Origin of the sequence: Micromonospora sp. NPDC048169 (assembly GCF_040652815.1) — a bacterium.
GTDB lineage: Bacteria > Actinomycetota > Actinomycetes > Mycobacteriales > Micromonosporaceae > Micromonospora.
In genome coordinates, this window is sequence record NZ_JBEZMS010000019.1 from 84,168 (window position 1) to 110,411 (window position 26,244).

Here is a 26,244-nt window from a genome sequence, read left to right on the forward strand (position 1 = left end):
CCTAGTGAGCGGCTTGCCGTCGCGCTCGGCGGGCCGTACGGTCTAACAAGACGTACGTACGGTTTGGAGGCTGTCATGTGGGATCCGCGCACCTACCTGCGCTACGGCGACGAGCGCTCCCGGCCGTTCCACGACCTGCTGGCCCGCGTCGGGGCCGAGCAGCCGCGCGCCGTTGTCGACCTCGGCTGCGGCCCCGGCACGCTCACCGCCACGCTCGCCGCCCGCTGGCCTGGCGCCCGGGTCACCGGCCTGGACTCCTCTCCGGAGATGATCGCCCGGGCGACCGCCGAGGGCGGACCGGTCACGTACGCCGTCGCCGACGTCCGCGACTGGCGGCCGGAGCCCGACGTGGACGTGCTGGTCGGCAACGCCGTGCTCCAGTGGGTGCCGGAACACCGCGATCTGCTCCGCCGCTGGGCGCACGCGCTGCCGGCCGGCGCCTGGATGGCGTTCCAGGTCCCCGGCAACTTCGACGCGCCGTCGCACCGGCTGCTGCGCTCCGTCGCCCGGCAGGACCGGTGGCGCGACGCGCTCGCCGGTGAGCTGCGCGAGGCGCCAGTCGACGAGCCGGTCGGCTACGCCACGCTGCTGACCGGGGCGGGCTGCGCGGTGGACGCCTGGGAGACTACGTACGTGCATCTGCTGCCCGCCACCGGCGCCGACCACCCGGTGCTGACCTGGATGGAGGGCACCGCGCTGCGCCCGGTCCGCGCCGCGCTGGACGCCGCCGGCTGGGCCGCCTTCCGCGCCGAGCTGGGGGTACGGCTCGCGCAGGCGTACCCGGTGCGGCAGGGTCAGGTGTACTTCCCGTTCCGCCGGATCTTCATGGTGGCCCGCACCGGCGCCCGCGCAGAGGAGAACTCGTGACCGACCTGCCCACCTTCATCGCCGGACTGCCCAAGGTGGAGCTGCACGTGCACCACGTCGGCTCGGCCTCACCCCGGATCGTCGCCGAGCTGGCCGCCCGGCACGAGGGGCGCAGCCCCGTCCCGGCCGACCCGGAGGCGCTCGCCGACTACTTCGCGTTCCGCGACTTCGCCCACTTCATCGAGGTCTACCTGAGCGTGGTCGACCTGATCCGCGACGCCGACGACGTCTGGCTGCTCACCCACGAGGTCGCCCGGGAACTGGCCCGCCAGCAGGTCCGCTACGCCGAGTTGACGGTCACGCCCTACTCGCACGTCAACCGCGGCATCCCGGCGCCGGCGTTCTGCGAGGCGATCGAGGACGCCCGCAAGCGCGCCGAGGCCGACTTCGGCATCGCGCTGCGCTGGTGCTTCGACATCCCCGGCGAGGCCGGCCTGCCCGCCGCCGAGCAGACGCTGCGGATCGCGCTCGACGAACGACCGGACGGGCTGGTCAGCTTCGGCCTCGGCGGCCCCGAGATCGGGGTGCCCCGGCCGCAGTTCAAGCCCTGGTTCGACCAGGCCCGGGCGGCCGGGCTGCGCTCGGTGCCGCACGCCGGTGAGACCACCGGCCCGGAGACGATCTGGGACGCGCTGCGCGAGCTGGGCGCCGAGCGGATCGGCCACGGCATCTCCGCCGCGCAGGACCCGGCGCTGCTGGCCCACCTCGCCGAGCGGCGGATCCCGCTGGAGATCGCACCGACCTCCAACGTGCGCACCCGGGCCGTGCCGAGCCTGGACGCCCACCCGCTGCCCCGGATCGTCGAGGCCGGTGTGCCGGTCAGCATCAACTCCGACGACCCGCCGATGTTCGGCACCACGCTCGACGACGAGTACGCGGTGGCCGCCCGGCTGCTGCGGCTCGGCCCGGACGGGGTGGCGGCACTGGCGCGCGACGCCGTCTCGGCCGCGTTCCTGACGCCGGCCGAGCAGGCCCGGATCACCGCCGAGATCGACGCGTACCTGGCGAACGCGGCCCGCTGAGCGGCCGTACGGGCGCCGGCCGCCGGGACATCCGGGGCGGCCGGCGTCGCGCGGTCAGCAGCATCCCGGCCACCGCCAGCGCGGTGAGCGCGACGTTCGGACCGGCCGCGGCCGGCGCGGGCCGGACGGGACCGTGCGCGAGCACCGGGTCCTGCCAGACCGCCAGCGTGAGCGCGATGCCCAGGCCGATGACGGCGGCCCAGCGGAGCAGACGGCTGACAGCCGGTGGCATGACGGTCACCTCGCGCCCGGGCTCGACGGGAGAGCGCGCGCGACGGGAGCGAGGTGTGGGGGGACCGGACTCCCGCCGCGCGCATGATCCGCCGGCCGGAAGGTGTTACGGGGCGTCCCGGCCGACGGAACTGATGGGTTCTGTCAGCGATCCTGCCAGTTCACGCCGGTTTCGCGGCCGTCGTTAAACCACCTTTAAGGAGAACTTGCGCCGGTACACAGTCACCGGTCAGCGCGGACGCGGCCAGCGCCGCCCGGCGCGCGGCTCGCGTGCCTCCCGGGCCATCCGGCCGACCAGCCCGAACCGGTTCACCGGCCGGGGCGCCGCGTCCGGATCGGCCAGCAGCATCACCACGCTCGCCCCGCCGAGCCGGGCCCGGTCGATGCTCACCGAACCGTTCGCCTGCAACGCGACCCGCTTGGCGATGTCCAGCCCGAGCCCGGTGGAGCCCCTGTCGCTCTCGCCCCGGCGCAGTGCCCGGTCCGGGTCGGCGATGCCCGGCCCGGCGTCGTCGACGCGGATCGCCACCCAGCCGTCCCGGCGGCTCACCGCCACCTCGAACGCCGTGCCCTGCGGCGTGTACCGGAACACGTTGCCGATCACCGCGTCCAGCGCGGCGGCCAGCTCGGCGCGGGGCACCGGCGCCGGGATGCGCAACTGCGCACCGACCACCCGGTGCGGGCGGTTCTGGTCCCCGGCCAGCGCCGACCAGAAGACCATCCGGTCCCGGACCACCTCGCTCACGTCGCACGACGCCGGCGCCGTCTCCTGGCTGACCGCCTTGCGGGTCGTCTTGATGAGCTGGTCGACCTCGCCCTCCAGCGTGACGATCGCCTGCCGGATGCGCCGGATGCCGCGCCGCCGGTCCAGCTCCGCCTCGCTGAACGTGCCGATGCTGGTGTCGTCGGACTCCAGCGCCTCGGCGTCCAGCCGCAGCGCGGTCAGCGGCGTACGCAGCCGGTGCGACAGGTCGGCGACCAGTTCGTGCTCGTCGGCGCGCAGCGCCACCAGCCGTTCCGTCATCCGGTTGAACGCGTGCCCGGCCTCGGCCAGCTCGCGCGGGCCGGTCGGCTCGACGCGTACCCCAAGCTCGCCGTCGCCCACCGCGAGCGCCGCCTTGACCAGGTCGCCGGTGGCGTCCACGGCCCGCGCGGCCACCCGGTCGACCACTGCCACGGCCGCGCCGACCAGCGCCAGGCCGATCGCGAGCAGCAGCAGCCACCGCCCGCCGTCGCCGGAGTCGAGCACCTCGTCGGGGACGAAGACCTCCACCACGGCGACCCGGTCACCGAGCACCACCGGGTCCAGCCGCAGCACCCCGCCGTCCACGTCGGTCACCACCGACCGGCGCTGCGTGGCGGCGTCGGCGAGCACCCGCGGGTTGGCGCGGCCGGCGGACTCGTCCGCCCCGATGCCGTGCACGACCGGACGCAGGGCCGGATCGTCGCCGGCCGCGGCGGCCACCGCCCGTTCGATCGTCGCGGTGTCCGTGCTGGCCGCCAGCGCGCCGGTCACCAGCGCGGCGCGGCGCTCGGCGTCCGCCAGCTCCGCCTCCCGGGTCCGGTCGGCGAGGGTGAGCCCGAGCGGGACGAGGAACGCGAGCGCGATCAGCCCGCACAGGCCGGCGGTGAGCCCGGCCAGCGTGAGCCTCAGTCCGGCGCCACCAGCCGGAAGCCGACCCCCCGCACGGTGCGCAGGTAGCGCGGCTTCGCCGCGGACTCGCCCATTTTGCGGCGGAGCCAGTACAGGTGAACGTCGATGGTCTGGTCCTCGCCGACCGATGGCTGCCGCCATACCTCCTCCAAGAGTTCCCGCCGGGACACTACCCGGCCGGGACGCGCGGCGAGATACGCCAGCAGGTCGAATTCCTTACGGGTCAGCGCCAGCGCCTCCCCGTCCAGCACCGCGCTGCGCTCACCCACGTCGACCCGCAGGCCGCCGACCGTGTGCGCGGCCGGCGCGACGGTACGGCTGGCCCGCCCGGCCCGGCGCAGCACCGTGGTGATCCGGGCGTCCAGGTGCGCCCCGGTGAACGGCTTGACCATGTAGTCGTCCGCGCCGGCGCGGAGCAGCCGTACCACCGACTGCTCGTCGTCGCGGGCGGTGGCGATGATGATCGGCACGTCGGTGATGCCGCGCAGCATACGCAGCGCGTCCGAGCCGTCCAGGTCGGGCAGTCCGAGGTCGAGCACCACCAGATCCGGTGTCTCCGCGGCGACCCGGCGCAACGCGTCCAGCGCGGTGCCGACGGCGTGCACCGCGTGCCCCCGGTCGGTCAGCGACCGCAGCATGGCGCCGCGCACGACGTGGTCGTCTTCGACCAGCAGGACGGTTGCCACGTCAGCACCGTACTCGGCGTGGCAAGCCGGCAGCGTTGCGGAGCTCCGGCGAAGCGGGCAAGCTGGGGCGGCGATGACGTTCACGCTCTTTCCCGACGCCCGCCTCACGCTCGCCCGCGACGCGCTGGCCGGCCTGTCGGTGGGCGACGCCCTCGGCTCCCAGTTCTTCGTCCCCGGACGGCACCCGGACGACCTCGCCGCCGGGCGGCTGCCCGAGCCGCCGTGGGAGTGGACCGACGACACCGAGATGGCCTGCTCCGTGGTGGCCGAGCTGGCCGCCGACGGGCACATCGACCGGGACCGGCTGGCGCTGGCGTTCGCGCACCGCTGCGAGCCGTACCGGGGGTACGGGCCGGGTGCGGTGACCGTGCTGCGGCTGATCCGCACCGGCACGCCCTGGCCGGTGGCCGCCGCGTCCGCGTTCGACGGGCAGGGCTCCTGCGGCAACGGCGCCGCGATGCGCGTCGCGCCGCTCGGCGCCTGGCACGCCGACTCCACCCGGCGCGCCGCCGAACAGGCCCGCGCCTCCGCCGAGGTGACGCACGCCCACCCGGAGGGCGTCGCCGGTGCGGTGGCGGTCGCGGTGGCCGCCTCGCTCGCCGCCCGCGCCCGCCTCGACGGTGACCGGCCCGACCCGGCCCGGCTGCTCATCGCCGTCGCGGGGGCGCTCGACCCGGCCGGTGAGGTGCACCGGGGGGTACGCCGGGCTGCCGCGCTGCTCGGTCACTCCGCGGCCGGGGCGGCCGACGCGCTCGGCAACGGCTCCCGGGTCACCGCGCAGGACACCGTGCCGTTCACGCTCTGGGTCGCCGCCACGCTGCTGCACGACTATCCCGCCGCGATCCGCGCCTGCGTCCAGGCGGGCGGCGACGTGGACACCACGGCCGCCATCGTGGGCGGGATCGTGGCCGCGTACACCGGAGCCGGCACCCCGGGCGGCGTGCCGGCGGACTGGCTGGCCGCCCGCGAGCCGCTGCCCCACTGGCTTCCCACCCCCGCCTGACGGGTCCGTCCCCGCCCCGTTCAGGAGTGTGTGGGGGCGCCGACGGTCACCGGCTCGCCGGCTTCCGGGGTCGCGCTGGCGGGGGCACCGTCGGTGTCGGAGGGCGTGCCGCTGTCGGCGGTCGCGGTCGCGGTGGTGTCGGAGGTGCCATTGCTGCCCTGCGGGAGGGCCATGGTGTCGCGCCGGCGGCGGCTGAGCAGCCAGCCGATCGCGGCGCCGCCGGCCAGCCCGGCGAGCAGGCCGCCACCGAGCAGCAGGTCCGCGCTCGGCCCGTCGTCCGCCGTACCGGCCGCCGTGCCGCCCGGAGCGCCGTCCTGCGCCCCATCGGCAGCGCCGGGTCCGCCCGCCGCGCCGTGACCGCCGTGCGCACCGCCGTTCGCCCCCGCGCCGGGGCCGCCGTCGTGCGTCACGGTGCCCGGCAGCGGCGGCAGCAGATCGAGCGTCGGCGCGGGGTGCGCGCCACCCGCCGGGTCCGCCCACCGGACCACGGTGCCGTCGTCGTACGTCTGCACGACTGTGAACGTGAGCCGGTCGGTGGCGGGCATCGGTCCCATGCCCAGCGGCAGCCGGCCCGGCCCGGTGCCGGTGCCGGGCATCCGCAGCCAGCTCACCGAGTGGGTCACCTGGTTCAGCTCGGCCGCGTGCATGCCGGGGACCGGCTGGTCGAGCGTGCGGGTGGTGATGGTCGGCGCCCAGTCCGGCACCGACAGCGGGTACACCTCCCCGATCGGGGCGTCCGCGGGCATGGTCAGCTCGATCCGGGTGGTCCGGGTGCCGGGCTTGTCCGCCGGCACCAGCACCGACAGTTCGATCGCGTCGCCCTGGCGTACCTGGGCGGGCGAGGTCGTCACCGTCACCCCGGCCGCGTTCGCCGCGCCCGGCCAGCCCACCGCCCCGGCGAGTACGGCCGCCAGCAACGCCGCCGCCCACCGGCCCCGACGGGTCATCCTCATGGTCGTCCCCATCCCTGTCGACTGGGGCCGGCACCGGCTCCGGCCCCACCTGGTAGTTCGGGCTGCGGGGCGAAAAGGTTCAACACGGCACGGAACTCGCCGGGAACGGGCACCGGCGTCGGCGGCGGCGCGGATCCGGGCGACCGATAGCATCGCAGAGGCCGGTCACCGGCCGATCCGTACCGTCGACGACTAGGAGTCACCGTGTCCGCACCCCGTACCCCCGTCGTGGCCGACCCCGTCGTCGTCGCCGCCGGGACGACGGCGGCCGACGCGGTGGCCGCGGCCGGCCTGCCGACGAGCGGGCCGAAGGCGATCGTGGTGGTCCGCGACCCGCAGGGCCAGCTCCGCGACCTGGACTGGCGCCCGGCCGAGGAGGTCGCGGTCGAGCCGGTGCCGCTGGACAGCCCGGACGGGCTGAACGTGCTGCGCCACTCCACCGCGCACGTGCTGGCCCAGGCGGTGCAGGACATCTTCCCGGAGGCGAAGCTCGGCATCGGCCCGCCGATCGAGAACGGCTTCTACTACGACTTCGGCGTCGACAAGCCGTTCCAGCCGGACGACCTCGCCAAGCTCGAGAAGCGCATGCAGGAGATCGTCAAGTCCGGCCAGCGGTTCCGCCGCCGCCGCTTCGCCGACCTGGACGAGGCCCGGACCGAGCTGGCGGCCGAGCCGTTCAAGCTGGAACTGATCGAGGTCAAGGGGGAGGGGCTGGACTCCTCCGAGGTGATGGAGGTGGGCGGCGGCGAGCTGACCATCTACGACAACCTGGCCGCCAACGAGGACAAGGTCTGCTGGTCGGACCTGTGCCGCGGCCCGCACCTGCCGAACACCCGCCTGATCGGCGCGTTCAAGCTGATGCGCTCGGCCGCCGCGTACTGGCGCGGGTCGGAGCGCAACCCGCAGCTCCAGCGCGTCTACGGCACCGCGTGGCCGAGCCGGGACGAGCTCAAGGCGTACCTGAAGCTGCTCGAGGAGGCCGCCCGCCGCGACCACCGCAAGCTCGGCGCGGACCTCGACCTGTTCAGCTTCCCCGACGAGATCGGCTCCGGTCTGCCGGTCTTCCACCCCAAGGGCGGCGTGCTCAAGCGGGTGATGGAGGACTATGTCCGGGCCCGCCACATCGAGGAGGGCTTCGACTACGTCGGCACGCCGCACATCTCCAAGGAAGGTCTCTTCCACACGTCGGGACACCTGCCGTACTACAAGGACACGATGTTCCCGCCGATGGAGATGGAGGGCAGCGACTACTACCTCAAGGCCATGAACTGCCCGATGCACAACCTGATCTACCGTTCGCGCGGTCGGTCCTACCGGCAGTTGCCGATCCGGCTGTTCGAGTTCGGGACGCTCTACCGGTACGAGAAGTCGGGCGTGATCCACGGCCTGACCCGGGTGCGCGGCTTCACCCAGGACGACTCGCACTCCTACTGCACTCAGGAGCAGGCGCCGTCCGAGATCAAGCACCTGCTCGGCTTCGTGCTCAGCCTGCTGCGCGACTTCGGCATCGACGACTTCTACCTGGAGCTGTCGACCCGCGACGAGTCGAAGCCGGACAAGTTCGTCGGCTCCGACTCCGACTGGGCGACCGCCACCGCCGTGCTGGAGCAGTGCGCGCTGGAGACGGGCCTGGAACTGGTGCCGGACCCGGGTGGCGCGGCCTTCTACGGCCCGAAGATCTCCGTGCAGGCCAAGGACGCGATCGGCCGTACCTGGCAGATGTCGACCATCCAGTACGACTTCAACCAGCCCAAGGGCTTCGGGCTGGAGTACCAGGCCGCCGACGGCACCCGGCAGCAGCCGGTGATGATCCACTGCGCCAAGTTCGGCTCCATCGAGCGGTTCATCGGCGTGCTCACCGAGCACTACGCGGGCGCGTTCCCGGCCTGGCTGGCACCGGTGCAGGTGGTCGGCATCCCGATCCGCGAAGAGCACGGCGACTACCTGGTCGACTTCGCCGCGACGCTGCGGCGGCACGGCGTCCGGGCCGAGGTCGACCTGGGCGACGACCGGATGCAGAAGAAGATCCGCAACGCGCAGCAGCAGAAGATCCCGTTCATGGTGATCGCCGGGGACGACGACGTGGCCGCCGGCACCGTCTCGTTCCGCTACCGCGACGGCTCGCAGCGCAACGGTGTGCCGATCGACGAGGCGGTGGCGCACGTCCGCGAGGTGGTGGATTCGCGCACCAACGCCGGTCCCACCGCCACCGCCGCCGAGTAGGCGGCCCGGCGACCGCGCCGCCCGGGCGGCGGCGCGGTTCGCCCCGGATCGTAGGATCGCCTGTGTGACAGGGGCGGAGCGGGACACCGGGTACGGCGGCGACAACGGTCTGGCGGACGGACTCGACCGGCTCTGGACGCCGCACCGGATGACCTACATCTCCGGCGAGGACCGGCCCGAGGGCGGGTACGAGAAGCCGGCCGGCTGCCCGTTCTGCCTCGCGCCCGGGCTGCCGCCGGAGAAGTCCCTGGTGGTGGCCCGGGGCGAGCACGTCTTCGCGGTGCTCAACCTCTACCCGTACAACCCCGGCCACCTGCTGGTCTGCCCCTACCGGCACGTGGCCGACTACACCGAGCTGGACGAGCCGGAGACGGTCGAGCTGGCCGCGTTCACCAAGGCCGCCATGCGGGTGATCCGGCACGTGTCCAGCGCGCACGGCTTCAACCTGGGCATGAACCAGGGGGGCGTCGCGGGCGCGGGCATCGCCGCGCACCTGCACCAGCACGTGGTGCCGCGCTGGGGCGGCGACGCCAACTTCATGCCGGTGATCGGCCGGACGAAGGTGCTGCCGCAGCTGCTCGCCGACACCCGGGACCTGCTCGCCGGGGCGTGGGCGGCGGCCTGACGGCGGCGGGCCCCGACAGTACGATCTCGCGCATGGCTCTCCTGCACCGCGCGGAGCTGCGCCCCTCGAAACTGGAGCTGCTCGCCTCCTGGCTGCCCGGCCGACAGTGGTTCGCCGGCGAGGCCGGCGCGCCGGTCAGCCGCGTGGCGGCGTACCGCTTCGACGACCCGGCCGGCGAGGTCGGCGTCGAGACGCTGCTCGTGCGCGCCGGCGACGGCCCGGTGCTCCAGGCGCCGCTCACCTACCGGGCCGCGCCGCTTGCCGGAGCTGACGAGCACCTGGTGGGCGTCATCGAGCACTCGGTGCTCGGCCGCCGCTGGGCGTACGACGCCTGCGGCGATTCGGTGTACCCGCCGCTGCTGGCCGCCGCGGTGCTCGCCGACGCCGGTCAGGCCGAGGAGTACTTCGAGGTCGACGGAAAGCGCGAGGTGCGACCGGCGAGCATGACGCTGACGGGCAGCCGTACCGGCCGTCCGTTGCCGGTCGGTCCGGTGTCCGCCGGTCCGGTTCTGCCTGGTCCGGGTTCGGCCGGTCCGGTCGGCGGCGGCGTGACGGTGGTCCGGGTCGGGGAGGTTGAGCTGGCGGTGGTCCGGCGTCCCGTACCGGCCGACGTCCCGGCGGCGGGCGGTCTCGCCGGCACCTGGCCCGGTCAGGACGCGCCGGTGCTGCTGGCCTACGCGCGCTGACGGCTTGCCGGGCGGCGGCGTCCCACCGTCTGACGTCACGGGGCGTGACCGTGGCCGGACTCCTCGGCTACGAACCGGCCCGCGGTCGCCGGGAAGGTGACAGGATGCGGCGGTGGCAGTCGACACACGACAGTTGGGGCGCAGCGGCATCGAGGTGAGCGCCCTCGGCATGGGGTGCTGGGCGATCGGCGGCCCGTGGGCCGAGGGCGCCCGCCCGCTGGGCTGGGGCCGGGTCGACGACGACGAGTCGGTACGCGCCGTCCGCCGTGCGCTCGACCTCGGTGTCACCCTGTTCGACACCGCCGACACGTACGGCGCCGGGCACGGCGAGCGGGTGCTCGGGCGGGCGCTGGCCGGCCGGCGCGACGAGGCGGTGATCGCCACGAAGTTCGGCTACACGTTCGACGAGCACGCCCGGCAGGCCACCGGCGAGAACGCCTCGCCGCACTACCTGCGCCGGGCGGTGACCGACTCGCTGCGCCGGCTCGGCACCGACCGCATCGACCTCTACCAGCTGCACCTGGGTGACCTGCCGCTGCCCCGGGCCGAGGCGCTCGTCGGCACGCTCGACGAGCTGGTCGACGCGGGCCTGATCCGGGCGTACGGGTGGAGCACCGACCGGGCCGACCGGGCCGCCGCCTTCGCCCAGGTCGCCCGTGGCGCCGCCGCCGTGCAGCACGCGCTGTCGGTGCTGCGCGACGCCCCGGCCATGCTCGACGTCTGCGACAAGCACGACCTGGCCAGCCTGGCCCGGGGGCCGCTCGGGATGGGCCTGCTCACCGGCAAGTACACGCCGGAGTCCACGCTGCCCCGCGACGACGTACGCGGGCTCGGGCCGACCTGGCTGGAGTGGTTCCGCAGCGGCCGGCCCGCCCCGGAGTGGCTGCGCCGGGTCGCCGCCGTCCACGACGCGCTGACCGCCGACGGCCGCACCCTCGCGCAGGGAGCGATCGGGTGGATCTGGGCGCGCAGCGACAGGGCGGTGCCGATCCCCGGCGCCCGTACCGTCGCCCAGGTCGAGGAGAACGCCGCCGCGCTGGCCCGGGGTCCGCTCGCCCCGGACCACTTCGCCGAGGTGGAGCGGCAACTGGCGGCGGTACGGCGGGCCGCCCTGCGGGACGCCGACCGCCCCCACTGGCCGATGCCCCCGGTCCCCGCCGTCCGCCCCTGACCGCACTTCCACCCACCAGCCGACCCCGTCGAGCCGACCCCTGCCCCGGCCGACCCGTCCGCCGAGCCGACCGCTCCCACGCGACGAGATCGGTGTCCCAAATCCTGAGGGCACCGCAGATCTTGGTACGAAAGGTCCCCTATGGGGGCCCCTATGAGGGCCACTTCCTACCAAGATCTGCGCAGTCCTGACCCAACCCCGCCCTCGGCGGCGTCGATCTTGCACTCGGTGCCCTTTCGTTGCCGGAAATGCACCGCTTGCCGGGGCCGCAAGTGCAAGATCGCGGGGCCGAGGCGGGGGAGGGGAGAGGGAGAGGGAGAGGGAGAGGGAGAGGGAGAGGGAGAGGGAGAGGGAGAGGGAGAGGGTGGGGTCAGCGGGTGGTGGATTCCTTGCGGGCCTGGTCGGCCAGGTGGGCGGGCATGGGTTCGTGGCGGGCGAACTCGCGGCGGAACGTACCGGTGCCGGCGGTCATCGAGCGCAGCTCGACGGCGTACCGCAGCAGTTCCGTCGCGGGCACCTCGGCGCGGACGAGCGTGCGGCCCTCGGCATCCGGGTCCGGCTCGGTGCCGAGCACCCGGCCGCGCCGCCCGGACAGGTCGCCCATCACCGCGCCGACCGACGTGTCGGGCACCCGTACGGTGATCTCGTCCACCGGCTCCAGCAGCGTCGGCTGGCCCTTCTCGGCGGCGTCGCGCAGCGCCAGCGCGCCGGCGGTCTGGAACGCCGCGTCGGAGGAGTCGACGCTGTGCGCCTTGCCGTCGACGAGCGTGACCCGCAGGTCCACCACCGGGTAGCCGGCGACCAGACCGCGTTCCATCTGGGCCCGGACGCCCTTCTCCACCGACGGGATGTAGTTGTGCGGGACCGCGCCGCCGACCACCCGGTCGACGAACTCGAAGCCGGCGCCCCGGGGCAGCGGCTCCACCTCGATGTCGCAGACCGCGTACTGGCCGTGGCCGCCGGACTGCTTGACGTGCCGGCCGTGCCCCCGCGCGGCGGCGCCGAACGTCTCGCGCAGCGGCACCCGGACCGGCTCGGTGTCCAGCTCGACCCCGCCGCCGCGCAGCCGGTCGAGCACCACGTCGGCGTGCGCCTCGCCCATGCACCAGAGCACGAGCTGGTGGGTCTCCGGGTTGCGTTCCAGTCGCAGCGTCGGGTCGCCGGCGACCAGCCGGGACAGGTTGCGGGCCAGCGCGTCCTCGTCGGCCCGGCTGCGCGCCGTGATCGCCACCGGCAGCAGCGGTTCCGGCATCTCCCAGGGGGCGATCAGCAGCGGGTCGTCCTTGGCGGAGATGGTGTCGCCGGTCTCGGCGCTGCCCGACTTGGTGATCGCGCACAGGTCACCGGCGACGCAGGCGGGCACCTCGCGCAGCGTCGCGCCCAGCGGGCTGTAGACGTGGCCGACCCGCTCGTCGGCGTCGTGGTCGGGGTGGCCGCGCTCGGCCATGCCGTGCCCCGACACGTGGATCACCTGGTCGGGGCGGAGCGTGCCGGAGAAGACCCGCACCAGCGAGACCCGCCCGACGTGCCTGTCGACTGTCGTCTTGACCACCTCGGCGACCAGCGGGCCGTCCGGGTCGCAGGTCAGCGGCGGGCGGGGCGAGCCGTCCACACCGGTGACCGCCGGCAGGTCGTGCTCCAGCGGGGACGGGAACGCCGCGACCAGGCCGTCGAGCAGCGCGTCCAGGCCGACTCCGGTCTCCGCGCAGACGGGCACCACTGGATAGAAGTGGCCCCGGGCGACGGCGGTCTCCAGGTCGGTGATCAGCACCTCGGGGTCGATCTCCTCGCCGCCGAGGTAGCGGTCCATCAGGGTCTCGTCCTCGCTCTCCGCGATGATCCCCTCGATCAGCTCGTTGCGGGACTCCTGGATGGCCGGCAGGTGCTCCGGGTCCGGCTCGCGCACCGCCGCCGGCAGCCCGGCGGAGTAGTCGAACACCCGGCGGGTGATCAGCCCCATCAGGCCGGCCACCGACTCGCCGTCGTCGCCGAGCATCGGCAGGTAGAGCGGGAGCACGTTGTCGCCGAAGACCCGCTGGCACAGCGCCACCGCCTCGTCGAAGTCGGCCCGCGGGTGGTCCAGCCGGGAGACCGCCACCGCCCGGGGCATGTCGACGGCGGCGCACTCCTCCCAGAGGGCGGCGGTGGCGGCGTCCATGCCGTCCACGGCGGAGACCACGAACAGGGCCGCGTCGGCGGCGCGCAGCCCGGCGCGCAGCTCGCCGACGAAGTCGCCGTAGCCCGGCGTGTCCAGCAGGTTGACCTTGACGTCGCGGTGCACCAGCGGGGCGCAGGCGAGGCTCACCGAGCGCTGCTGGCGTACGGCGGCGGGGTCGTGGTCACAGACTGTGGTGCCCTCGGTGACGGCGCCGGCGCGACTGATCGTGCCGCTGGCGGCCAGCAGCGCCTCGACCAGCGTGGTCTTGCCGGCGCCGGAGTGCCCGACGAGCACCACGTTGCGGACCCTGCCGGGCTCGGTCACCACCGGCGCGCCGCCGGTGACACCCTTCTCGTTCTTCTGCGCCATCGCGGCGCACCTCCCTCAACCGGTGGTGGTGGCGACCGCCGCGGGCGACGGGGAGCGGACCCGGGACGGGCGCCGCGGCGATATCTTCCGGTGATCTGCTGCCGGATGCGAACGCGGACCGGTGATCCGGTGAACTGGCTCACCTCCTGGCTCGATCTCACACCCGCGCGGGTGCCGGCACAAGGGCCGTCGGGCGGGTCGCACGCCCGGCTGTGTCCCCGGCCGTTGCGGGCCGTTATCGTGGGACCGCCATGGCGAAGATCTTCCAAGTGACGGCCCGCGCGGGCATGACCCGCGTCGTGGAGCCGATCGCCCGTACGCTGCTGCGTGCGGGCGTGTCCCCCAATGCGGTCACCGTGACCGGCACCCTCGGCGTGCTCGCCGGCGCGCTCGGCTTCGGCGCGCGCGGCCACCTGGTCGCCGGCGCGCTGATCGTCACGGTCTTCGCTCTCACCGACCTGCTCGACGGCACGATGGCGCGGATGAGCGGCGGGTCCACCCGGTTCGGGGCGTTCCTCGACTCGAGCATGGACCGGATCGCCGACAGCGCGGTGTTCGGCGCCGTCGCGTACTGGCTGGCCACCGAGCACGACTACTCGGGCGTGGCGGCGGCGCTGATCTGCCTGGCCGCGGGTGGGCTCGTCTCCTACGTCAAGGCCCGCGCCGAAGGGCTCGGGATGACCTGCAACGTGGGCATCGCCGAGCGCACCGAGCGGCTGCTCATCGTCGGCGTCGGCGGCCTGCTCACCGGCGTCGGCGTCCGGCACGCGCTGGAGATCGCGCTCTGGCTGCTCGCCGCCGTCTCGATCTTCACCGTGGGGCAGCGGATGGCGCACGTCTACCGCCAGGCCCAGCGGGTCGGCGCCGAGTGAACCTCACCGAGGCGGGCTTCGTCGCGGGCTGGCGCCTGGTCCGGGCGCTGCCCCGGCCCGTCGCGGCGGCGGCCTTCCGGATGGGCGCCGACCGCGCCCACCGCACGGACGGCGGGGGTACGCGCCGGCTGCGCGCCAACCTGCGCCGGGTGGTCGGACCGGAGATGCCCGACGCGGAACTGGACGCGCTGGTGCGCGAGGGCTTGCGCTCGTACGCCCGGTACTGGATGGAGGCGTTCCGGCTGCCCGGCCTGAGCCGGGCGGACATCCTCGCCGGGTTCCGCCTGGACGGGCAGGAACTGCTCGCCGCCGACGTGGCGGCCGGGCGGGGGGCGGTGGTGGCGCTGCCGCACGCCGGCAACTGGGACGCGGCCGGTGCCTGGGTGGCGGCCACCGGCTGGCCGATGACGACTGTGGCGGAACGGCTTCCGGACGGCGTCTACGAGCGGTTCGTCGGGTTCCGGGAAGGGCTGGGCATGGAGATCCTGCCCAACCAGGGCGGCCCGCGTCCCGCGTTCGACGTGCTGGTGGACCGGCTGCGCGCCGGTTACGTGGTGCCCCTGCTCGCCGACCGGGACCTGTCGGCCCGGGGCGTCGAGGTGGACTTCTTCGGCGGCCGGACCCGGATGCCGGCCGGGCCGGCGCTGCTGGCCATCCGCACCGGCGCACCGCTCTACGTGGCCTCGATGTGGTACGAACCGGACACCGCGTGCGCGTCGCTCGAGGGTCCGCTGCCGCTGCCGGACCCGGACAGCGCCCCGCTCGACGCGCGGGTGCGCGCGGTGACGCAGCGGATTGCCGACGGTCTGGCGGCGGGCATCGCCCGGCATCCGCAAGACTGGCACATGTTGCAACGGATGTGGCTGGACCAGGGCCGGGACGGCACGCCCGCGTCGGCGCAGCCGCCGGCCACCACCGGGACGGTCTAGGGGGACGCCATGCGGATCGGCATCGTGTGCCCGTACTCCTTCGACGTGCCGGGCGGCGTGCAGAACCACGTCATGGACCTGGCCGAGGCGCTGCTCGGGCTCGGTCACGAGGTGAGCGTGCTGGCACCCGCCGACGAGGACTCGGCGCTGCCCCCGTACGTGGTGTCGGCCGGCCGGGCGGTGCCGCTGCCGTACAACGGTTCGGTGGCCCGGATCGCGTTCGGCCCGGTCTCCACCGCCCGGGTGCGGCGCTGGATCACCCGGGGCGACTTCGACGTGCTGCACGTGCACGAGCCGCTCACCCCGAGCCTGTCGATGCTGGCGGTGCTCTGCGCGCGCGGGCCGGTGGTGGCCACCTTCCACACCGCGATGACCCGCTCCCGGGTGCTGTCGGCCGCGCAGGGCGCGCTCCAGATCGTGCTGGAACGGATCACCGCCCGGATCGCGGTCAGCGCGCTGGCCCGCAAGGTGCAGGTCGAGCACATGGACGGCGGCGCGGTGGAGATCCCGAACGGGGTGGCGGTGGCGAAGTTCGCCGGGGTGCCGCCGCTGCCGGGCTGGCCGGGGGAGTGCGCCCCGGGCACCGGCGGCACGCTGGGGTTCCTGGGCCGGTTCACCGAGCCGCGCAAGGGCTTCCCGATCCTGCGGGACGCGTTCGTCGCGCTCGCGCCGCACCGCCCCGGGCTGCGCCTGCTGGTCGCCGGCCCGGGTGACGCCGACGAGCTGTACGGGCGGTTCCCGGCCGGCCTGCGCGACCGGGTCACGTTCCTCGGCCTGGTCTCCGAGGCGGACAAGGCACGCATGCTGCGCAGCGTGCACCTCTACGTGGCACCGAACACCGGAGGGGAGTCCTTCGGGATGATCCTCACCGAGGCGCTGGCCGCCGGCACCACGGTGGTCGCCAGCGACCTCGACGCGTTCCGCCGGGTGCTCGACGGCGGGCGGGCCGGGTGGCTGTTCCCGACCGGCGACGCGACCGGGCTGGCCGCCGCGCTGTCCGAGCTGCTCGACGACGACGGCCGCCGCGCCGGGCTGACCGCCTGCGGCGACCAGGTGGTGGCGAACTTCGACTGGCCCGTGGTTGCCCGCCGCGTTCTGGAGGTATACGCAGCCGCGATCGAGGCCACCGACGGCCGGGTCATGGACCAGGAGTGGGCGGGACTGGGCTGACCGCTGTGGCCGCCGCGGCCGCTGTGACGAGCGCGTCGACCGGTGCGAGCGCCGGCCGGCCGGGATGAGGAGCAGCACTACGATGCCGGGCATGTGGTGGGTGGTGGGCGCGGTCGTGGTGCTCGGGCTGCTCTCGGCGTACCTGATCTGGACCTCCGGGCGGGTGCAGCGGTTGCAGGTCCGCGCGGACTCGGCGGCCCGCGCGCTGGACGCGCACCTGCTGCGCCGCGCGGCCGCCGCCGCGGTCCTGGCCGAGCAGCGGTACGGCGTGGAGCTGTACGCCGCCGCCCGGATCGCGCTGGACGCCGTGCCGGAGGAACGCGAGGCGGCGGAGAACGACCTGACCCGGCAGCTGCGCGCGGTGCGGCTGGACCCGGACGACCCGGCCTGCGCGGCGGTGATCGCGGCGAGCCGGCGGCTGGCGCTGGCCCGGCAGGTGCACACCGATCTGGTCCGCGACGCCCGCTCGGCGCGCGGACGTCCGGTGGTGCGCCTGTTCCGGATGGGACGCGGGCGGGAGTGGCCGCGCTACTTCGACATCGACGACCCGACGCTGGCGTCGCACGCGGACGTGACCACCGGCTGATCCACCGGCCGTGACCGGGGCCACACGGCAGGCCACCGGGGGTTCGATTGGCGCTCGGACCGGCGCCGCGCCGGTCGTAGCATTCCTGCGCAGTCACCTCCCGAGTGCGCCGAGGAGCGATGTCCCGTGTCTGAATCCGCAGCCCCGACCGCCGCCACCGCCGTCGGCACCGCCCGCGTCAAGCGCGGCATGGCCGAGATGCTCAAGGGCGGTGTGATCATGGACGTGGTCACCCCCGAGCAGGCGAAGATCGCCGAGGACGCCGGCGCGGTGGCCGTGATGGCCCTGGAACGCGTGCCTGCCGACATCCGCGCGCAGGGCGGCGTGTCCCGGATGAGCGACCCGGACATGATCGACGGCATCATCCAGGCCGTCTCGATCCCGGTGATGGCAAAGGCCCGTATCGGCCACTTCGTCGAGGCGCGGATCCTCCAGGCGCTCGGCGTCGACTACGTCGACGAGTCCGAGGTGCTGACCCCGGCCGACTACGCCAACCACATCGACAAGTGGGCGTTCACCGTCCCGTTCGTGTGCGGGGCGACGAACCTGGGTGAGGCGCTGCGCCGGATCACCGAGGGCGCCGCGATGATCCGCTCGAAGGGCGAGGCGGGCACCGGCGACGTCTCCAACGCCACCACCCACATGCGGAGGATCCGGCAGGAGATCCGCCGGCTCCAGACGCTGCCCGACGACGAGCTGTACGTCGCGGCCAAGGAGCTGCAGGCCCCGTACGAGCTGGTCAAGGAGGTCGCCGAGCTGGGCAAGCTGCCGGTCGTGCTGTTCACCGCCGGTGGCATCGCGACCCCCGCCGACGCGGCCATGATGATGCAGCTCGGCGCGGAGGGCGTGTTCGTCGGCTCGGGCATCTTCAAGTCCGGCAACCCGGCCCAACGGGCCGCGGCGATCGTCAAGGCGACCACGTTCCACGACGACCCGGACGTGCTCGCCAAGGTGTCGCGCGGGCTGGGCGAGGCGATGGTCGGCATCAACGTCGACGAGATCCCCCAGCCGCACCGCCTCGCCGAGCGCGGCTGGTGAGCGCAAGGAAGGGCCCCCTGTTAACGCCTGCGGTAGATGCGGGGCCCCCTCTTAACACCCCGGAGGGAGCATCGTGGCCGTACCGGTGATCGGCGTGCTCGCGCTTCAGGGCGACGTACGCGAGCACGTCGCGGCGCTGACCGGCGCGGGCGCCGACGCCCGGCCGGTGCGGCGGCCGGGCGAGCTGGACGCGGTCGACGGCCTGGTGGTGCCCGGCGGCGAGTCGACCACGATCAGCAAGCTGGTGGACATCTTCGAGATGCGCGAGCCGATCGACAAGCGGATCGCCGCCGGCATGCCGGTCTACGGCTCCTGCGCCGGCATGATCATGCTGGCCGCGCGGGTGCTGGACGGCCGACCCGACCAGCGTGGCTTCGCGGGCGTCGACATGACGGTGCGGCGCAACGCGTTCGGCCGTCAGGTCGACTCGTTCGAGGCGCCGGTGGCGCTCACCGGCGTCGACGGCGGCCCGTTCCACGCCGTGTTCATCCGCGCGCCCTGGGTCGAGCGCGTCGGCCCGGACGTCGAGGTGCTCGGCCGGGTGACCGACGGCCCGGCCGCGGACCGGATCGTCGCGGTACGGCAGGGCAACCTGCTGGCCACCTCGTTCCATCCGGAACTGACCGGTGACCTGCGCCTGCACCGCCACTTCGTGGAGCTGGTCCGGGCCGCGTCCTGACCACCCGATCTGCCGTGCTTGTGCCGGTTCGGGCGACCTGGGGCGGGCCGGTGCCGTGCGGCGCGTGACAGCCACCCGCCGCGCGCCGGTAGGATTGCCGAGATTCGGCAGGGCCATCAGCCCGCCGCGGCTCCCAGCAGAGATCACGGCACCTCGGCGTCGGCGTGAGCCGGCGGGGGAGCGGGGCGTGTGGTGCGGTCGATGCAGACGGCGGGTAGCAACGGAGGTAACAGATGTCCGGCCACTCAAAGTGGGCGACGACCAAGCACAAGAAGGCGGTCATCGACGCCAAGCGCGGCAAGATGTTCGCCAAGCTGATCAAGAACGTCGAGGTGGCCGCCCGTACCGGCGGTGGTGACCCGGCCGGCAACCCGACTCTCTACGACGCCATCCAGAAGGCGAAGAAGAACTCGGTCCCGAACGACAACATCGACCGCGCGGTCAAGCGCGGCTCCGGCCTGGAGGCCGGCGGCGCCGACTGGCAGACCATCATGTACGAGGGCTACGGCCCGAACGGCGTGGCGATGCTGATCGAGTGCCTCACCGACAACCGCAACCGGGCGGCGACCGAGGTGCGCACCGCGCTGACCCGCAACGGCGGCTCGCTGGCCGACGCGGGCTCGGTGTCGTACATGTTCTCCCGCAAGGGCGTCGTGATCGTCCCCAAGACCGGCACCAGCGAGGACGACGTGATGATGGCCGTCCTCGACGCGGGCGCGGAGGAGGTCAACGACCTCGGCGAGGCGTACGAGGTGGTCTCCGAGCCGGGTGACCTGGTCGCGGTCCGCACCGCTCTGCAGGACGCCGGCATCGAGTACGAGTCGGCCGAGTCCTCCCTCATCCCCAGCGTGAACGTGCCGCTGGACGAGGAGGGCGCACGCAAGATCTTCAAGCTGATCGACGTGCTGGAGGACTGCGACGACGTGCAGAACGTCTTCGCCAACTTCGACGTCTCCGACGAGGTCATGGCCGCCGTCGGCTGACCCCGCCCGACGTGCCGAGCGCCGGCCACCCCGTGATCGGGTGGCCGGCGCTCCGCGTCTCGCGTGGTCAACTCCGCGTCTCGCGTGGTCAGCCGATCGGCTCGCGCTGCCGCCACGCCGTCCGTACCGAGGTCCGCCCGTTGGTGCGCAGCAGCGAACCCTCGTAGATCCGGGCCCCGGCGAGCAGGAACCCGGCCGCCGCGAGCAGCAGCAGCGCCAGCGACACGAACGGCTCCCACGTGGCCGCGTCGCCGGTGAACAGCCGTACCGGCATCGCGGTCGGCGCGGAGATCGGCAGGTAGGACAGGATCCGCATCGCGGCGGCGTTGTCGTTGAGGAACACCACCGCGAAGAACGGCGCCATCACGGCGAGCTGCACCGGGGTGGACGCCCCGGCGATGTCCTCCTGGCGGTTCACCAGCGCCCCGGCGGCCGCCCACATCGCCGCCAGCAGCAGGAAACCGCACAGGAAGAACGGCACGAACCAGCCGATCGCGGGTGCGATCAGGCCGAGCAGGTCGCCGCCGTCGGTCAGGCGCATGCCGATCAGCGCGACGGCCGCGATCAGGGTGATCTGTCCCAGCGCCAGCGCGCCCGCCGCGAGGATCTTGCCGGCCAGCAGCGCCCGGGCCGGCACGGCGGCGACCAGGATCTCCACGATCCGGGTCTGCTTCTCCTCGGTGACGCTCTGCGCGATCTGCAACCCGAACGTCTGGGACATGAAGAAGAAGACGAACGCGAAGGCGAACGGCACCAGGTAGCCGACGAGCGGATCCACCGCGTCCGGGTCCAGCAGCTTCACCTGCGGGGCCGCGCTGAGCGCGGAGACCACGTCGTCCGGGGCCCGCTCGTCGGCGACCACGACCGGACCGGCGACCACCGCGGCGTCCGCGTCGCCGTCGCGTACCGCCTGTTCGGCGGCGCCGTCGTCGGCGACGAGCATGACGTCCAGCCCGGCCGCGCGCAGCGGATCGGCGCCGGCCGCGGTCACCGCGACCGTGGACGGACCGCTGCTCATCAGCGCCGGCACCACAGTGGCGACGACGGCGAGCAGCAGGAAGATAAGCGTGCTGTAGAGGAACGTCTTGTCGCGGATCTTGACCTTGATCTCGCGGGCCGCGACCAGCCGGGTGGCCTGGAACGTGTTCACTGGTTGACCTCTCGGAAGATCTCGGCGAGGGACGGGGTGACCGGGCCGAACGCGCGGACCGGGCCGCGCTCCAGCGCCGCGCGCAGCACCGCCTGGTCGTCGGCGGGCGGGTCCACCTCGAACACGGCGCGCGCGCCGTCGAGGTCGACAAGCCGCACGCCGGGCTGGTCGCGCAGCCAGCCGGCGTCGCCGTCGACCACGAGCGAGAACCGGGGCAGGGTGTACGCGGCGCGCAGCTCCTCGCGGGCGCCGGCGGCCCGGATCGTGCCGCCCGCGATGAGCACCAGGTCGTCGCAGAGCCGCTCCACCACGTCGAGCTGGTGGCTGGAGAACAGCACCGGCGCTCCGGCGGCGGCGCGCTCCCGCAGCACCGCCACCACCATGTCGACGGCGAGCGGGTCGAGCCCGGAGAACGGCTCGTCCAGGATCAGCACCTCCGGGTCGTGCACCAGCGCGGCGGCGATCTGCGCGCGCTGCTGGTTGCCGAGCGACAGCGTCTCCAGCAGGTCGTCGGCCCGCTCGCCCAGACCGACCCGCTCCAGCAGCGCGTCGGTACGCCGGCGCGCACCTGCGGCGTCCAGCCCGTACAGGCGGCCGAGGTGGACCACCTGCTCGCGGGGCGTCATCTTGGGATAGAGGCCGCGTTCCTCCGGCATGTAGCCGAACCGGGCCCGGGCCTCGCGGGTGAGCGGCCGCCCCCGCCATGTCACCTGCCCGGCGTCCGGGGCGAGCACGCCGAGAACGATCCGCATGGTGGTGGTCTTGCCGGCGCCGTTGCCGCCGACGAATCCGGTCATGCGCCCGGCGGTCACGTCGAAGGAGACGTCCTTGAGCACCTGACGGCCGCCGAAGCTGCGGTCGACGCCGTCGAGGCGGAGCACGCTGGTCATGATCCCGACGCTACGGCCGGCCGTCGCTCCCGTCGTCCCACCGTGGGGCGATCACGAGGTCCGTCGCGTGGGGGACGGGCGTCATCCCCCGGGCCGCACCACGCCGTGCTCGTACGCGAACACCACCGCCTGCACCCGGTCGCGCAGCCCCAGCTTCGCCAGGACGCGGCTGACGTGGGTCTTCACCGTCGCCTCGCCGACGCGCAGGACGTCCGCGATCTCGGCGTTGCTGGCCCCGCTCGCGACCAGCTCCAGCACCTCCCGCTCGCGCGGGGTCAGGTCCGCCGTCGCCGCGTCGTGCCGGGGGTCCGGCGGCGCCGCGCCGGGCCGGGCGAACGTGGAGATCACCCGCCGGGTGAGCGACGGCGCGATCAGCCCTTCGCCGCGCGCCACCACCCGCACCGCCTCGACCAGGTCCTCCGGGGTGCCGTTCTTGAGCAGGAAGCCGCTCGCCCCGGCCCGCAGCGCGGCGAACAGGTAGTCGTCGTGGTCGAACGTGGTGAGGATCAGCACCGCCGGGCCGCCCGGCGTCGCGTCGGCGGTGATCCGGCGGGTGGCCTCCAGCCCGTCGAGGACGGGCATCTCCACGTCCATCAGCACCACGTCCGGCCGCAGCGCGGTCGCCATCGACACGGCACGCTGCCCGTCGGCGGCCTCGCCGACCACCTCGATGTCGTCCTCCACCTCCAGGATGACCCGGAAACCGGTCCGGACCAGGTGCTGGTCGTCGACGAGCAGCACCCGTACCGGCGCGGTCACGCCGCCCGCCCGGTGGCCTCGACCGGCAGCGGCATGCGGGCCCGGACCCGGAACCCGCCGCCGGGGCGTGGCCCGGCCTCCACCTCACCGCCGTGGGCGGCGACCCGTTCCCGCATGCCGATCAGGCCGAGCCCGGCCCCGGCGGCCGGCGCGCCGCCGTGCCCGTCGTCGCTCACGTCGATCTCCAGTTCCCTCGCCAGATAGCGGATGCGCACGTCGAGCGTGGTCGCGTGGGCGTGCTTGACCACGTTCGTCACCGCCTCCTGCACGATCCGGTACGCCGCCTGCGACACCGAGCGCGGCAGCGGCACCGGCTCGCCGTACACCCCGAGTTCGGCCCGCAGCCCGGTCTCCCGGGCCCGGTCCACGAGCGCGCGGACGTCCTCGATGCCGGCGGTGTCCTCCGGCGCGGCGGCCGCGCCGGCCGGGTCGCGCAGCACACCGAGCATCCGGCGCAGCTCGTCGACCGAGGTGCGGGCCGTCTCCTCGATCGCGGCCAGCGCGGTACGCGCCTTGTCCCGGTCGCGGTCGAAGACACGCCGGCACGCGGCGGCCTGCACGCCCATCACCGAGACGTGGTGGGCCACCACGTCGTGAAGCTCCCGGGCGATGCGGACCCGCTCGCCCATCACCGCGCGCTCGCGCGCCTCGGCCTGTGACCGGCGCAGCTGCTCGGCCTGCTCCCGCAGTTCGTGCCGGCGGCGGGCGGCCACCCAGGCGGTCTGCCCGGAATAGTAGGCGAACCCGAAGAACAGCACGTTGTAGAACACCCCGTTGACCACCGCCGCGAGTACCGGCGGCACCGGGCCGGCGGCGTCGGCGAAGGAGGCCGCCGAGATCTGGTCGGCCCGCAGCGCGAGCGACAGCGCGAGCCAGCCGAACATCGCCACGATGATGCCGGCGCGCAGCCGCCCGGCCAGCCGCCGGTCGGCGCCCCACGCGCCGAGCGTGAACAGGGCGGCGAACAACGCGCCCGAGGGGAGCTGGGCGAGCGGCACCGCCCGTGCCTGCCCGGCGATGAACGCGATCGAGACGAGCACCGCGACGGTGGCGGGCCACCGCCGCCGTACGGCGAGCGGGGCGGTCACCGCCACCGTCCACCAGACCTGCTCGCCGAGGCTCGGCGGCGGCCCGAGCAGGAAGGCCCCGGTGCTGTGCGCCAGCGTCAGCTCGAACAGGGCCAGCACGGTGACCGCGAGCCCGACCCAGAGGTCGGCGCGCAACTGCGCGGCGGTGGGAACCGGCCGGCGCCAGGCGGTGGTGGTTGCGGTGCTCACCGTACGACCATGCCACCGCCGCGCCCGGTGCGGTGCCCGGGGCGTAATCGGGTGGGCCGGACGACAGCCGGGACGTAGCCTGCCGGGGTGTTCGTGCCCGATCTGCCGTTGCGCACCGAGCGCCTGGTGCTGCGCGCCTTCACCGCCGACGACCTCGCGGTGGTCCGGGACTACCGGGGCCGCCCGGAGGTGACCCGCTACCTCTACCACCAGCCGTACGACGACGCCGCCGCCCGCGCCGCCATCGAGCGGCTGGTCCGGCGGACCGCGCTGCGTGCCCCCGGCGACGTGCTCAATCTCGCCGTGACGCTGGCGGGCACCGGCGAGTTCGCCGGGGACGTGCTGCTGAGCTGGACCAGCGGGGAGCACCGGCAGGGCGAGATCGGGTACGTGGCGCATCCCGCGCACACCGGCCGGGGGTACGTCACCGAGGCGGCCCGGGAACTGCTGCGGATCGGCTTCGACGGGCTGGGGCTGCACCGGATCGTCGGCCGGCTGGACGCCCGCAACACCGCGTCGGCCCGGGTGCTGGAGCGGCTGGGCATGCGCCGGGAGGCGCACCTGCGGGAGAACGAGTTCGTCAAGGGGGAGTGGACCGACGAGGTGGTCTATGCGGTGCTGGCCCGCGAGTGGCGGGCGGCGACCTGAGCGGCCGCCGGACGCGGGCCCGGCACGACGGCCGGGCCCGCCGCCCTCAGCAGCAGCAGCCCTGCCGGAACCCCCGCTCGACGTACGACGCCAGACCGGCCTCGTAGTAGCCGGCCCCGGGCCGGATCGGGTGGTCGCTGAACAGCTCGACCCGCGACCCGAACCGGACCAGGTACGCCTCGGCGTCACCCGCGTCGTTGCGGATCATGCTGCCGCGCGGTCCGTAGACGTGCTCCAGCTCGGCGAAGGACATCCCGACCGACCCGCCGGCCGGGGAGCGCGGCGGCGCGGTGGCCGTGCCCACCGACACGAGCCGGCCGTCCCGGAAGGCCAGCAGGATCGCGCCGGCCCAGGAGCCGGTGACACCGGCGTGCACGACTCCGGGGCAGCCGGGCGCCGTCCAGTCGATCAGGCCGGCCGCGACGAGCCGGTCCAGCCGGGCGCCGATCCGGAACGGGCCGGCGCCCCGGACACTGAGCACCGCGTTCTCCGGGACCGCCGACCGGGCGCGCACCGGCGTGCCGGCATCGCCACCGGTGGCCGCCGTGCGCACCGGTGCGGCGGAGGCGGCCGGTGCGGCGACCGGCACGGCGGCGGCCAGCGCCAGTAGAGCGGCGAGGACGGTGGACGCGAGACGGTTCATGGTGGATCTCCTTCCGTCGGGTTCTCCTGTCCTGTTGGTCTCCGGCCGCGGCGGTTCGGTTCGGTGGATCGTCTACCGTCGACGTGGTGGCCCGGGTGGCGGTCCCGGAGGTGGTGCGGTGATCACGCCGACGTGGATCGGGGCGTACCGGGTGGAGCGCCTGCTCGGCACGGGGTCCTTCGCCACGGTCTGGCTCGCGTACGACCCCGCCCTCGCCGGCCGGGTGGCGGTCAAGGTGCTGGCCGAGAACTGGAGCCACGACCTGCGGGTGCGGGAACGGTTCCTCGACGAGGCCCGGCTGCTGCGGCGGCTGGACCACGACCGCCTGGTCCGGGTGCACGCCGTGGGGGAGCTGCCCGACGGCCGCCCGTACGCCGTGCTGGCCTGGGCCGACGGCGGCAGCCTGCGGGACCGGCTGGCCCGGGGCCCGCTGCCGGTGACGGAGGCCCTGTCGGTGCTGGACGAGATCGCGGCCGGGGTGGCGGTGCTGCACCGGCACCGGGTGGTGCACCGGGACCTGACACCGAGCAACGTCCTGTTCCACTCCGGCCCGGACGGTGAGCGGGTGCTCATCGCCGACCTGGGGCTGGCCAAGGCGCTCGCCTCCGCCTCCGGGCTGACCGCCCGGGCCGGCACGCCCGGCTACATGGCGCCGGAGCAGGACGACCCGCTGGCGGTGGTCGACACCCGCGCCGACGTGTTCGGACTGGGCCGCCTGGGACTGCGGCTGCTCGGCCGGGCGGGCCCACCGGGCGGGCCGGTCGAGCAACGGCCGGCCGGTTCACGCCTGCGTCCCGGGGTGCCGGCCGCCGTGGACGCCGTGCTGCGGACCGCCACCGCCGTACGCCCGGCCGACCGCCACCCGGACGCGGACGCGTTCCGGCGGGCGCTGCGGCGCGCGGTGGCGGGTGGGCCCGCCCCGCCCCCGCCCCGGCGGGCACCGCGCCCGGCGACGGCGAGCGTCACCGCGAC

26 protein-coding genes are annotated in these 26,244 nt (G+C 74.4%); 16 read left to right on the forward strand and 10 right to left on the reverse strand.

Annotation, left to right across the window (positions count from 1 at the left end):
• Positions 1–75 precede the first annotated feature (75 nt).
• Together AB0D28_RS18255 and AB0D28_RS18260 are read left to right on the forward strand one after the other, a co-directional pair.
• Complete coding sequence (locus AB0D28_RS18255) at positions 76–867, forward strand: trans-aconitate 2-methyltransferase (RefSeq protein WP_357387090.1); 792 nt, start codon at positions 76–78, stop codon at positions 865–867.
• Positions 864–1,889: an adenosine deaminase gene (locus tag AB0D28_RS18260; RefSeq protein WP_357387092.1), complete on the forward strand. Its 1,026-nt coding sequence runs from the start codon at positions 864–866 to the stop codon at positions 1,887–1,889. The genes AB0D28_RS18255 and AB0D28_RS18260 overlap by 4 nt, the downstream gene beginning before the upstream one ends.
• On the opposite strand, the gene AB0D28_RS18265 is transcribed toward AB0D28_RS18260, so the two are convergent.
• From AB0D28_RS18265 to AB0D28_RS18275, 3 genes are all read right to left on the reverse strand, one after another.
• Entirely contained in the window at positions 1,846–2,121 is a 276-nt protein-coding gene (locus AB0D28_RS18265) for a hypothetical protein (protein ID WP_357387094.1), read from the reverse strand. The two genes, AB0D28_RS18260 and AB0D28_RS18265, sit on opposite strands and share 44 nt — an antisense overlap.
• Positions 2,122–2,349: 228 nt before the next feature.
• The gene (locus AB0D28_RS18270) at positions 2,350–3,741 is read right to left on the reverse strand and encodes a HAMP domain-containing sensor histidine kinase (RefSeq protein WP_357387150.1); all 1,392 of its coding nucleotides are present in this window, start codon (positions 3,739–3,741) and stop codon (positions 2,350–2,352) included.
• A gap of 29 nt (positions 3,742–3,770) precedes the next feature.
• Complete coding sequence (locus AB0D28_RS18275; RefSeq protein WP_357387096.1) at positions 3,771–4,460, reverse strand: response regulator transcription factor; 690 nt, start codon at positions 4,458–4,460, stop codon at positions 3,771–3,773.
• A 73-nt stretch (positions 4,461–4,533) separates the two neighbouring features.
• On the opposite strand from AB0D28_RS18275, the gene AB0D28_RS18280 reads away from it, so the two are divergent.
• On the forward strand, positions 4,534–5,463 hold the full coding sequence (locus tag AB0D28_RS18280) for an ADP-ribosylglycohydrolase family protein (protein WP_357387098.1): 930 nt from the start codon (positions 4,534–4,536) through the stop codon (positions 5,461–5,463).
• Between the two features lie 20 nt (positions 5,464–5,483).
• Here the strand turns inward: AB0D28_RS18280 and AB0D28_RS18285 are convergent, their stop codons facing one another.
• Positions 5,484–6,416, reverse strand: a complete 933-nt coding sequence (locus AB0D28_RS18285) for a DUF1775 domain-containing protein (RefSeq protein WP_357387100.1) — start codon at positions 6,414–6,416, stop codon at positions 5,484–5,486.
• Positions 6,417–6,620: 204 nt separating this feature from the next.
• Between AB0D28_RS18285 and thrS the strand changes: the two genes are divergently transcribed.
• The 4 genes from thrS (at position 6,621) to AB0D28_RS18305 (ending at position 11,121) form a co-directional block, all read left to right on the forward strand.
• Entirely contained in the window at positions 6,621–8,639 is a 2,019-nt protein-coding gene (thrS, locus tag AB0D28_RS18290) for a threonine--tRNA ligase (protein WP_357387102.1), read from the forward strand.
• A 109-nt stretch (positions 8,640–8,748) separates the two neighbouring features.
• Positions 8,749–9,264 carry an HIT domain-containing protein gene (locus AB0D28_RS18295; RefSeq protein WP_357387152.1) on the forward strand — a complete coding sequence of 172 codons (516 nt, stop codon included), beginning with the start codon at positions 8,749–8,751 and terminating at the stop codon, positions 9,262–9,264.
• Positions 9,265–9,296: 32 nt separating this feature from the next.
• Complete coding sequence (locus AB0D28_RS18300; RefSeq protein ID WP_357387104.1) at positions 9,297–9,950, forward strand: hypothetical protein; 654 nt, start codon at positions 9,297–9,299, stop codon at positions 9,948–9,950.
• A gap of 112 nt (positions 9,951–10,062) precedes the next feature.
• Complete coding sequence (locus AB0D28_RS18305) at positions 10,063–11,121, forward strand: aldo/keto reductase (protein WP_357387106.1); 1,059 nt, start codon at positions 10,063–10,065, stop codon at positions 11,119–11,121.
• 370 nt (positions 11,122–11,491) lie between these two features.
• On the opposite strand, the gene AB0D28_RS18310 is transcribed toward AB0D28_RS18305, so the two are convergent.
• Positions 11,492–13,648, reverse strand: coding sequence for an elongation factor G-like protein EF-G2 (locus tag AB0D28_RS18310; protein WP_357387108.1), 2,157 nt, complete (start codon positions 13,646–13,648; stop codon positions 11,492–11,494).
• A gap of 251 nt (positions 13,649–13,899) precedes the next feature.
• Here AB0D28_RS18310 and pgsA point away from each other — a divergent pair, with 251 nt between their 5' ends.
• From pgsA to AB0D28_RS18345, 7 genes are all read left to right on the forward strand, one after another.
• A complete protein-coding gene (gene pgsA / locus AB0D28_RS18315; RefSeq protein WP_357387110.1) occupies positions 13,900–14,520 on the forward strand; it encodes a phosphatidylinositol phosphate synthase in 621 nt (206 codons plus the stop codon).
• On the forward strand, positions 14,517–15,449 hold the full coding sequence (locus AB0D28_RS18320) for a phosphatidylinositol mannoside acyltransferase (RefSeq protein ID WP_357387112.1): 933 nt from the start codon (positions 14,517–14,519) through the stop codon (positions 15,447–15,449). The genes pgsA and AB0D28_RS18320 overlap by 4 nt, the downstream gene beginning before the upstream one ends.
• 9 nt (positions 15,450–15,458) lie before the next feature.
• A complete protein-coding gene (locus AB0D28_RS18325) occupies positions 15,459–16,619 on the forward strand; it encodes a glycosyltransferase family 4 protein (RefSeq protein ID WP_357387114.1) in 1,161 nt (386 codons plus the stop codon).
• An 82-nt stretch (positions 16,620–16,701) separates the two neighbouring features.
• Positions 16,702–17,205 (forward strand): hypothetical protein, encoded by a 504-nt coding sequence (locus AB0D28_RS18330; RefSeq protein WP_357387116.1) that lies wholly within the window; start codon positions 16,702–16,704, stop codon positions 17,203–17,205.
• 126 nt (positions 17,206–17,331) lie between these two features.
• Positions 17,332–18,243 carry a pyridoxal 5'-phosphate synthase lyase subunit PdxS gene (gene pdxS, locus AB0D28_RS18335; RefSeq protein WP_357387118.1) on the forward strand — a complete coding sequence of 304 codons (912 nt, stop codon included), beginning with the start codon at positions 17,332–17,334 and terminating at the stop codon, positions 18,241–18,243.
• Between the two features lie 73 nt (positions 18,244–18,316).
• Positions 18,317–18,922 (forward strand): pyridoxal 5'-phosphate synthase glutaminase subunit PdxT, encoded by a 606-nt coding sequence (gene pdxT / locus AB0D28_RS18340; RefSeq protein ID WP_357387120.1) that lies wholly within the window; start codon positions 18,317–18,319, stop codon positions 18,920–18,922.
• A gap of 233 nt (positions 18,923–19,155) precedes the next feature.
• Positions 19,156–19,905 carry a YebC/PmpR family DNA-binding transcriptional regulator gene (locus AB0D28_RS18345; protein ID WP_357387122.1) on the forward strand — a complete coding sequence of 250 codons (750 nt, stop codon included), beginning with the start codon at positions 19,156–19,158 and terminating at the stop codon, positions 19,903–19,905.
• A gap of 88 nt (positions 19,906–19,993) precedes the next feature.
• On the opposite strand, the gene AB0D28_RS18350 is transcribed toward AB0D28_RS18345, so the two are convergent.
• From AB0D28_RS18350 to AB0D28_RS18365, 4 genes are all read right to left on the reverse strand, one after another.
• Entirely contained in the window at positions 19,994–21,055 is a 1,062-nt protein-coding gene (locus tag AB0D28_RS18350) for an ABC transporter permease (RefSeq protein WP_357387124.1), read from the reverse strand.
• Positions 21,052–21,945: an ATP-binding cassette domain-containing protein gene (locus tag AB0D28_RS18355; RefSeq protein WP_357387126.1), complete on the reverse strand. Its 894-nt coding sequence runs from the start codon at positions 21,943–21,945 to the stop codon at positions 21,052–21,054. Before AB0D28_RS18355 ends, AB0D28_RS18350 begins: the two co-directional genes overlap by 4 nt.
• Before the next feature lie 81 nt (positions 21,946–22,026).
• Positions 22,027–22,704, reverse strand: a complete 678-nt coding sequence (locus tag AB0D28_RS18360) for a response regulator transcription factor (protein ID WP_357387128.1) — start codon at positions 22,702–22,704, stop codon at positions 22,027–22,029.
• On the reverse strand, positions 22,701–23,981 hold the full coding sequence (locus AB0D28_RS18365; RefSeq protein WP_357387130.1) for a sensor histidine kinase: 1,281 nt from the start codon (positions 23,979–23,981) through the stop codon (positions 22,701–22,703). Before AB0D28_RS18365 ends, AB0D28_RS18360 begins: the two co-directional genes overlap by 4 nt.
• A gap of 87 nt (positions 23,982–24,068) precedes the next feature.
• Here AB0D28_RS18365 and AB0D28_RS18370 point away from each other — a divergent pair, with 87 nt between their 5' ends.
• Positions 24,069–24,629: a GNAT family protein gene (locus AB0D28_RS18370; protein WP_357387132.1), complete on the forward strand. Its 561-nt coding sequence runs from the start codon at positions 24,069–24,071 to the stop codon at positions 24,627–24,629.
• 46 nt (positions 24,630–24,675) lie between these two features.
• Here the strand turns inward: AB0D28_RS18370 and AB0D28_RS18375 are convergent, their stop codons facing one another.
• Entirely contained in the window at positions 24,676–25,272 is a 597-nt protein-coding gene (locus tag AB0D28_RS18375; protein WP_357387134.1) for a hypothetical protein, read from the reverse strand.
• A 118-nt stretch (positions 25,273–25,390) separates the two neighbouring features.
• Between AB0D28_RS18375 and AB0D28_RS18380 the strand changes: the two genes are divergently transcribed.
• On the forward strand, positions 25,391–26,244 hold an 854-nt coding region (locus AB0D28_RS18380), incomplete at its 3' end, for a serine/threonine-protein kinase (RefSeq protein WP_357387136.1).

What these genes read in the sequence shown, in the direction of transcription:
- AB0D28_RS18280 (WP_357387098.1), top strand. Translation starts at nt 4,534, where the DNA reads ATGACGTTCACGCTCTTTCCCGACGCCCGCCTCACGCTCGCCCGCGAC.
- AB0D28_RS18345 (WP_357387122.1), top strand. Translation starts at nt 19,156, where the DNA reads ATGTCCGGCCACTCAAAGTGGGCGACGACCAAGCACAAGAAGGCGGTC.
- AB0D28_RS18325 (WP_357387114.1), top strand. Translation starts at nt 15,459, where the DNA reads ATGCGGATCGGCATCGTGTGCCCGTACTCCTTCGACGTGCCGGGCGGC.
- AB0D28_RS18310 (WP_357387108.1), bottom strand. Translation starts at nt 13,648, where the DNA reads ATGGCGCAGAAGAACGAGAAGGGTGTCACCGGCGGCGCGCCGGTGGTG.
- AB0D28_RS18375 (WP_357387134.1), bottom strand. Translation starts at nt 25,272, where the DNA reads ATGAACCGTCTCGCGTCCACCGTCCTCGCCGCTCTACTGGCGCTGGCC.
- AB0D28_RS18330 (WP_357387116.1), top strand. Translation starts at nt 16,702, where the DNA reads ATGCCGGGCATGTGGTGGGTGGTGGGCGCGGTCGTGGTGCTCGGGCTG.
- AB0D28_RS18255 (WP_357387090.1), top strand. Translation starts at nt 76, where the DNA reads ATGTGGGATCCGCGCACCTACCTGCGCTACGGCGACGAGCGCTCCCGG.
- AB0D28_RS18355 (WP_357387126.1), bottom strand. Translation starts at nt 21,945, where the DNA reads ATGACCAGCGTGCTCCGCCTCGACGGCGTCGACCGCAGCTTCGGCGGC.
- AB0D28_RS18265 (WP_357387094.1), bottom strand. Translation starts at nt 2,121, where the DNA reads ATGCCACCGGCTGTCAGCCGTCTGCTCCGCTGGGCCGCCGTCATCGGC.
- AB0D28_RS18300 (WP_357387104.1), top strand. Translation starts at nt 9,297, where the DNA reads ATGGCTCTCCTGCACCGCGCGGAGCTGCGCCCCTCGAAACTGGAGCTG.
- pgsA (WP_357387110.1), top strand. Translation starts at nt 13,900, where the DNA reads ATGGCGAAGATCTTCCAAGTGACGGCCCGCGCGGGCATGACCCGCGTC.
- AB0D28_RS18285 (WP_357387100.1), bottom strand. Translation starts at nt 6,416, where the DNA reads ATGAGGATGACCCGTCGGGGCCGGTGGGCGGCGGCGTTGCTGGCGGCC.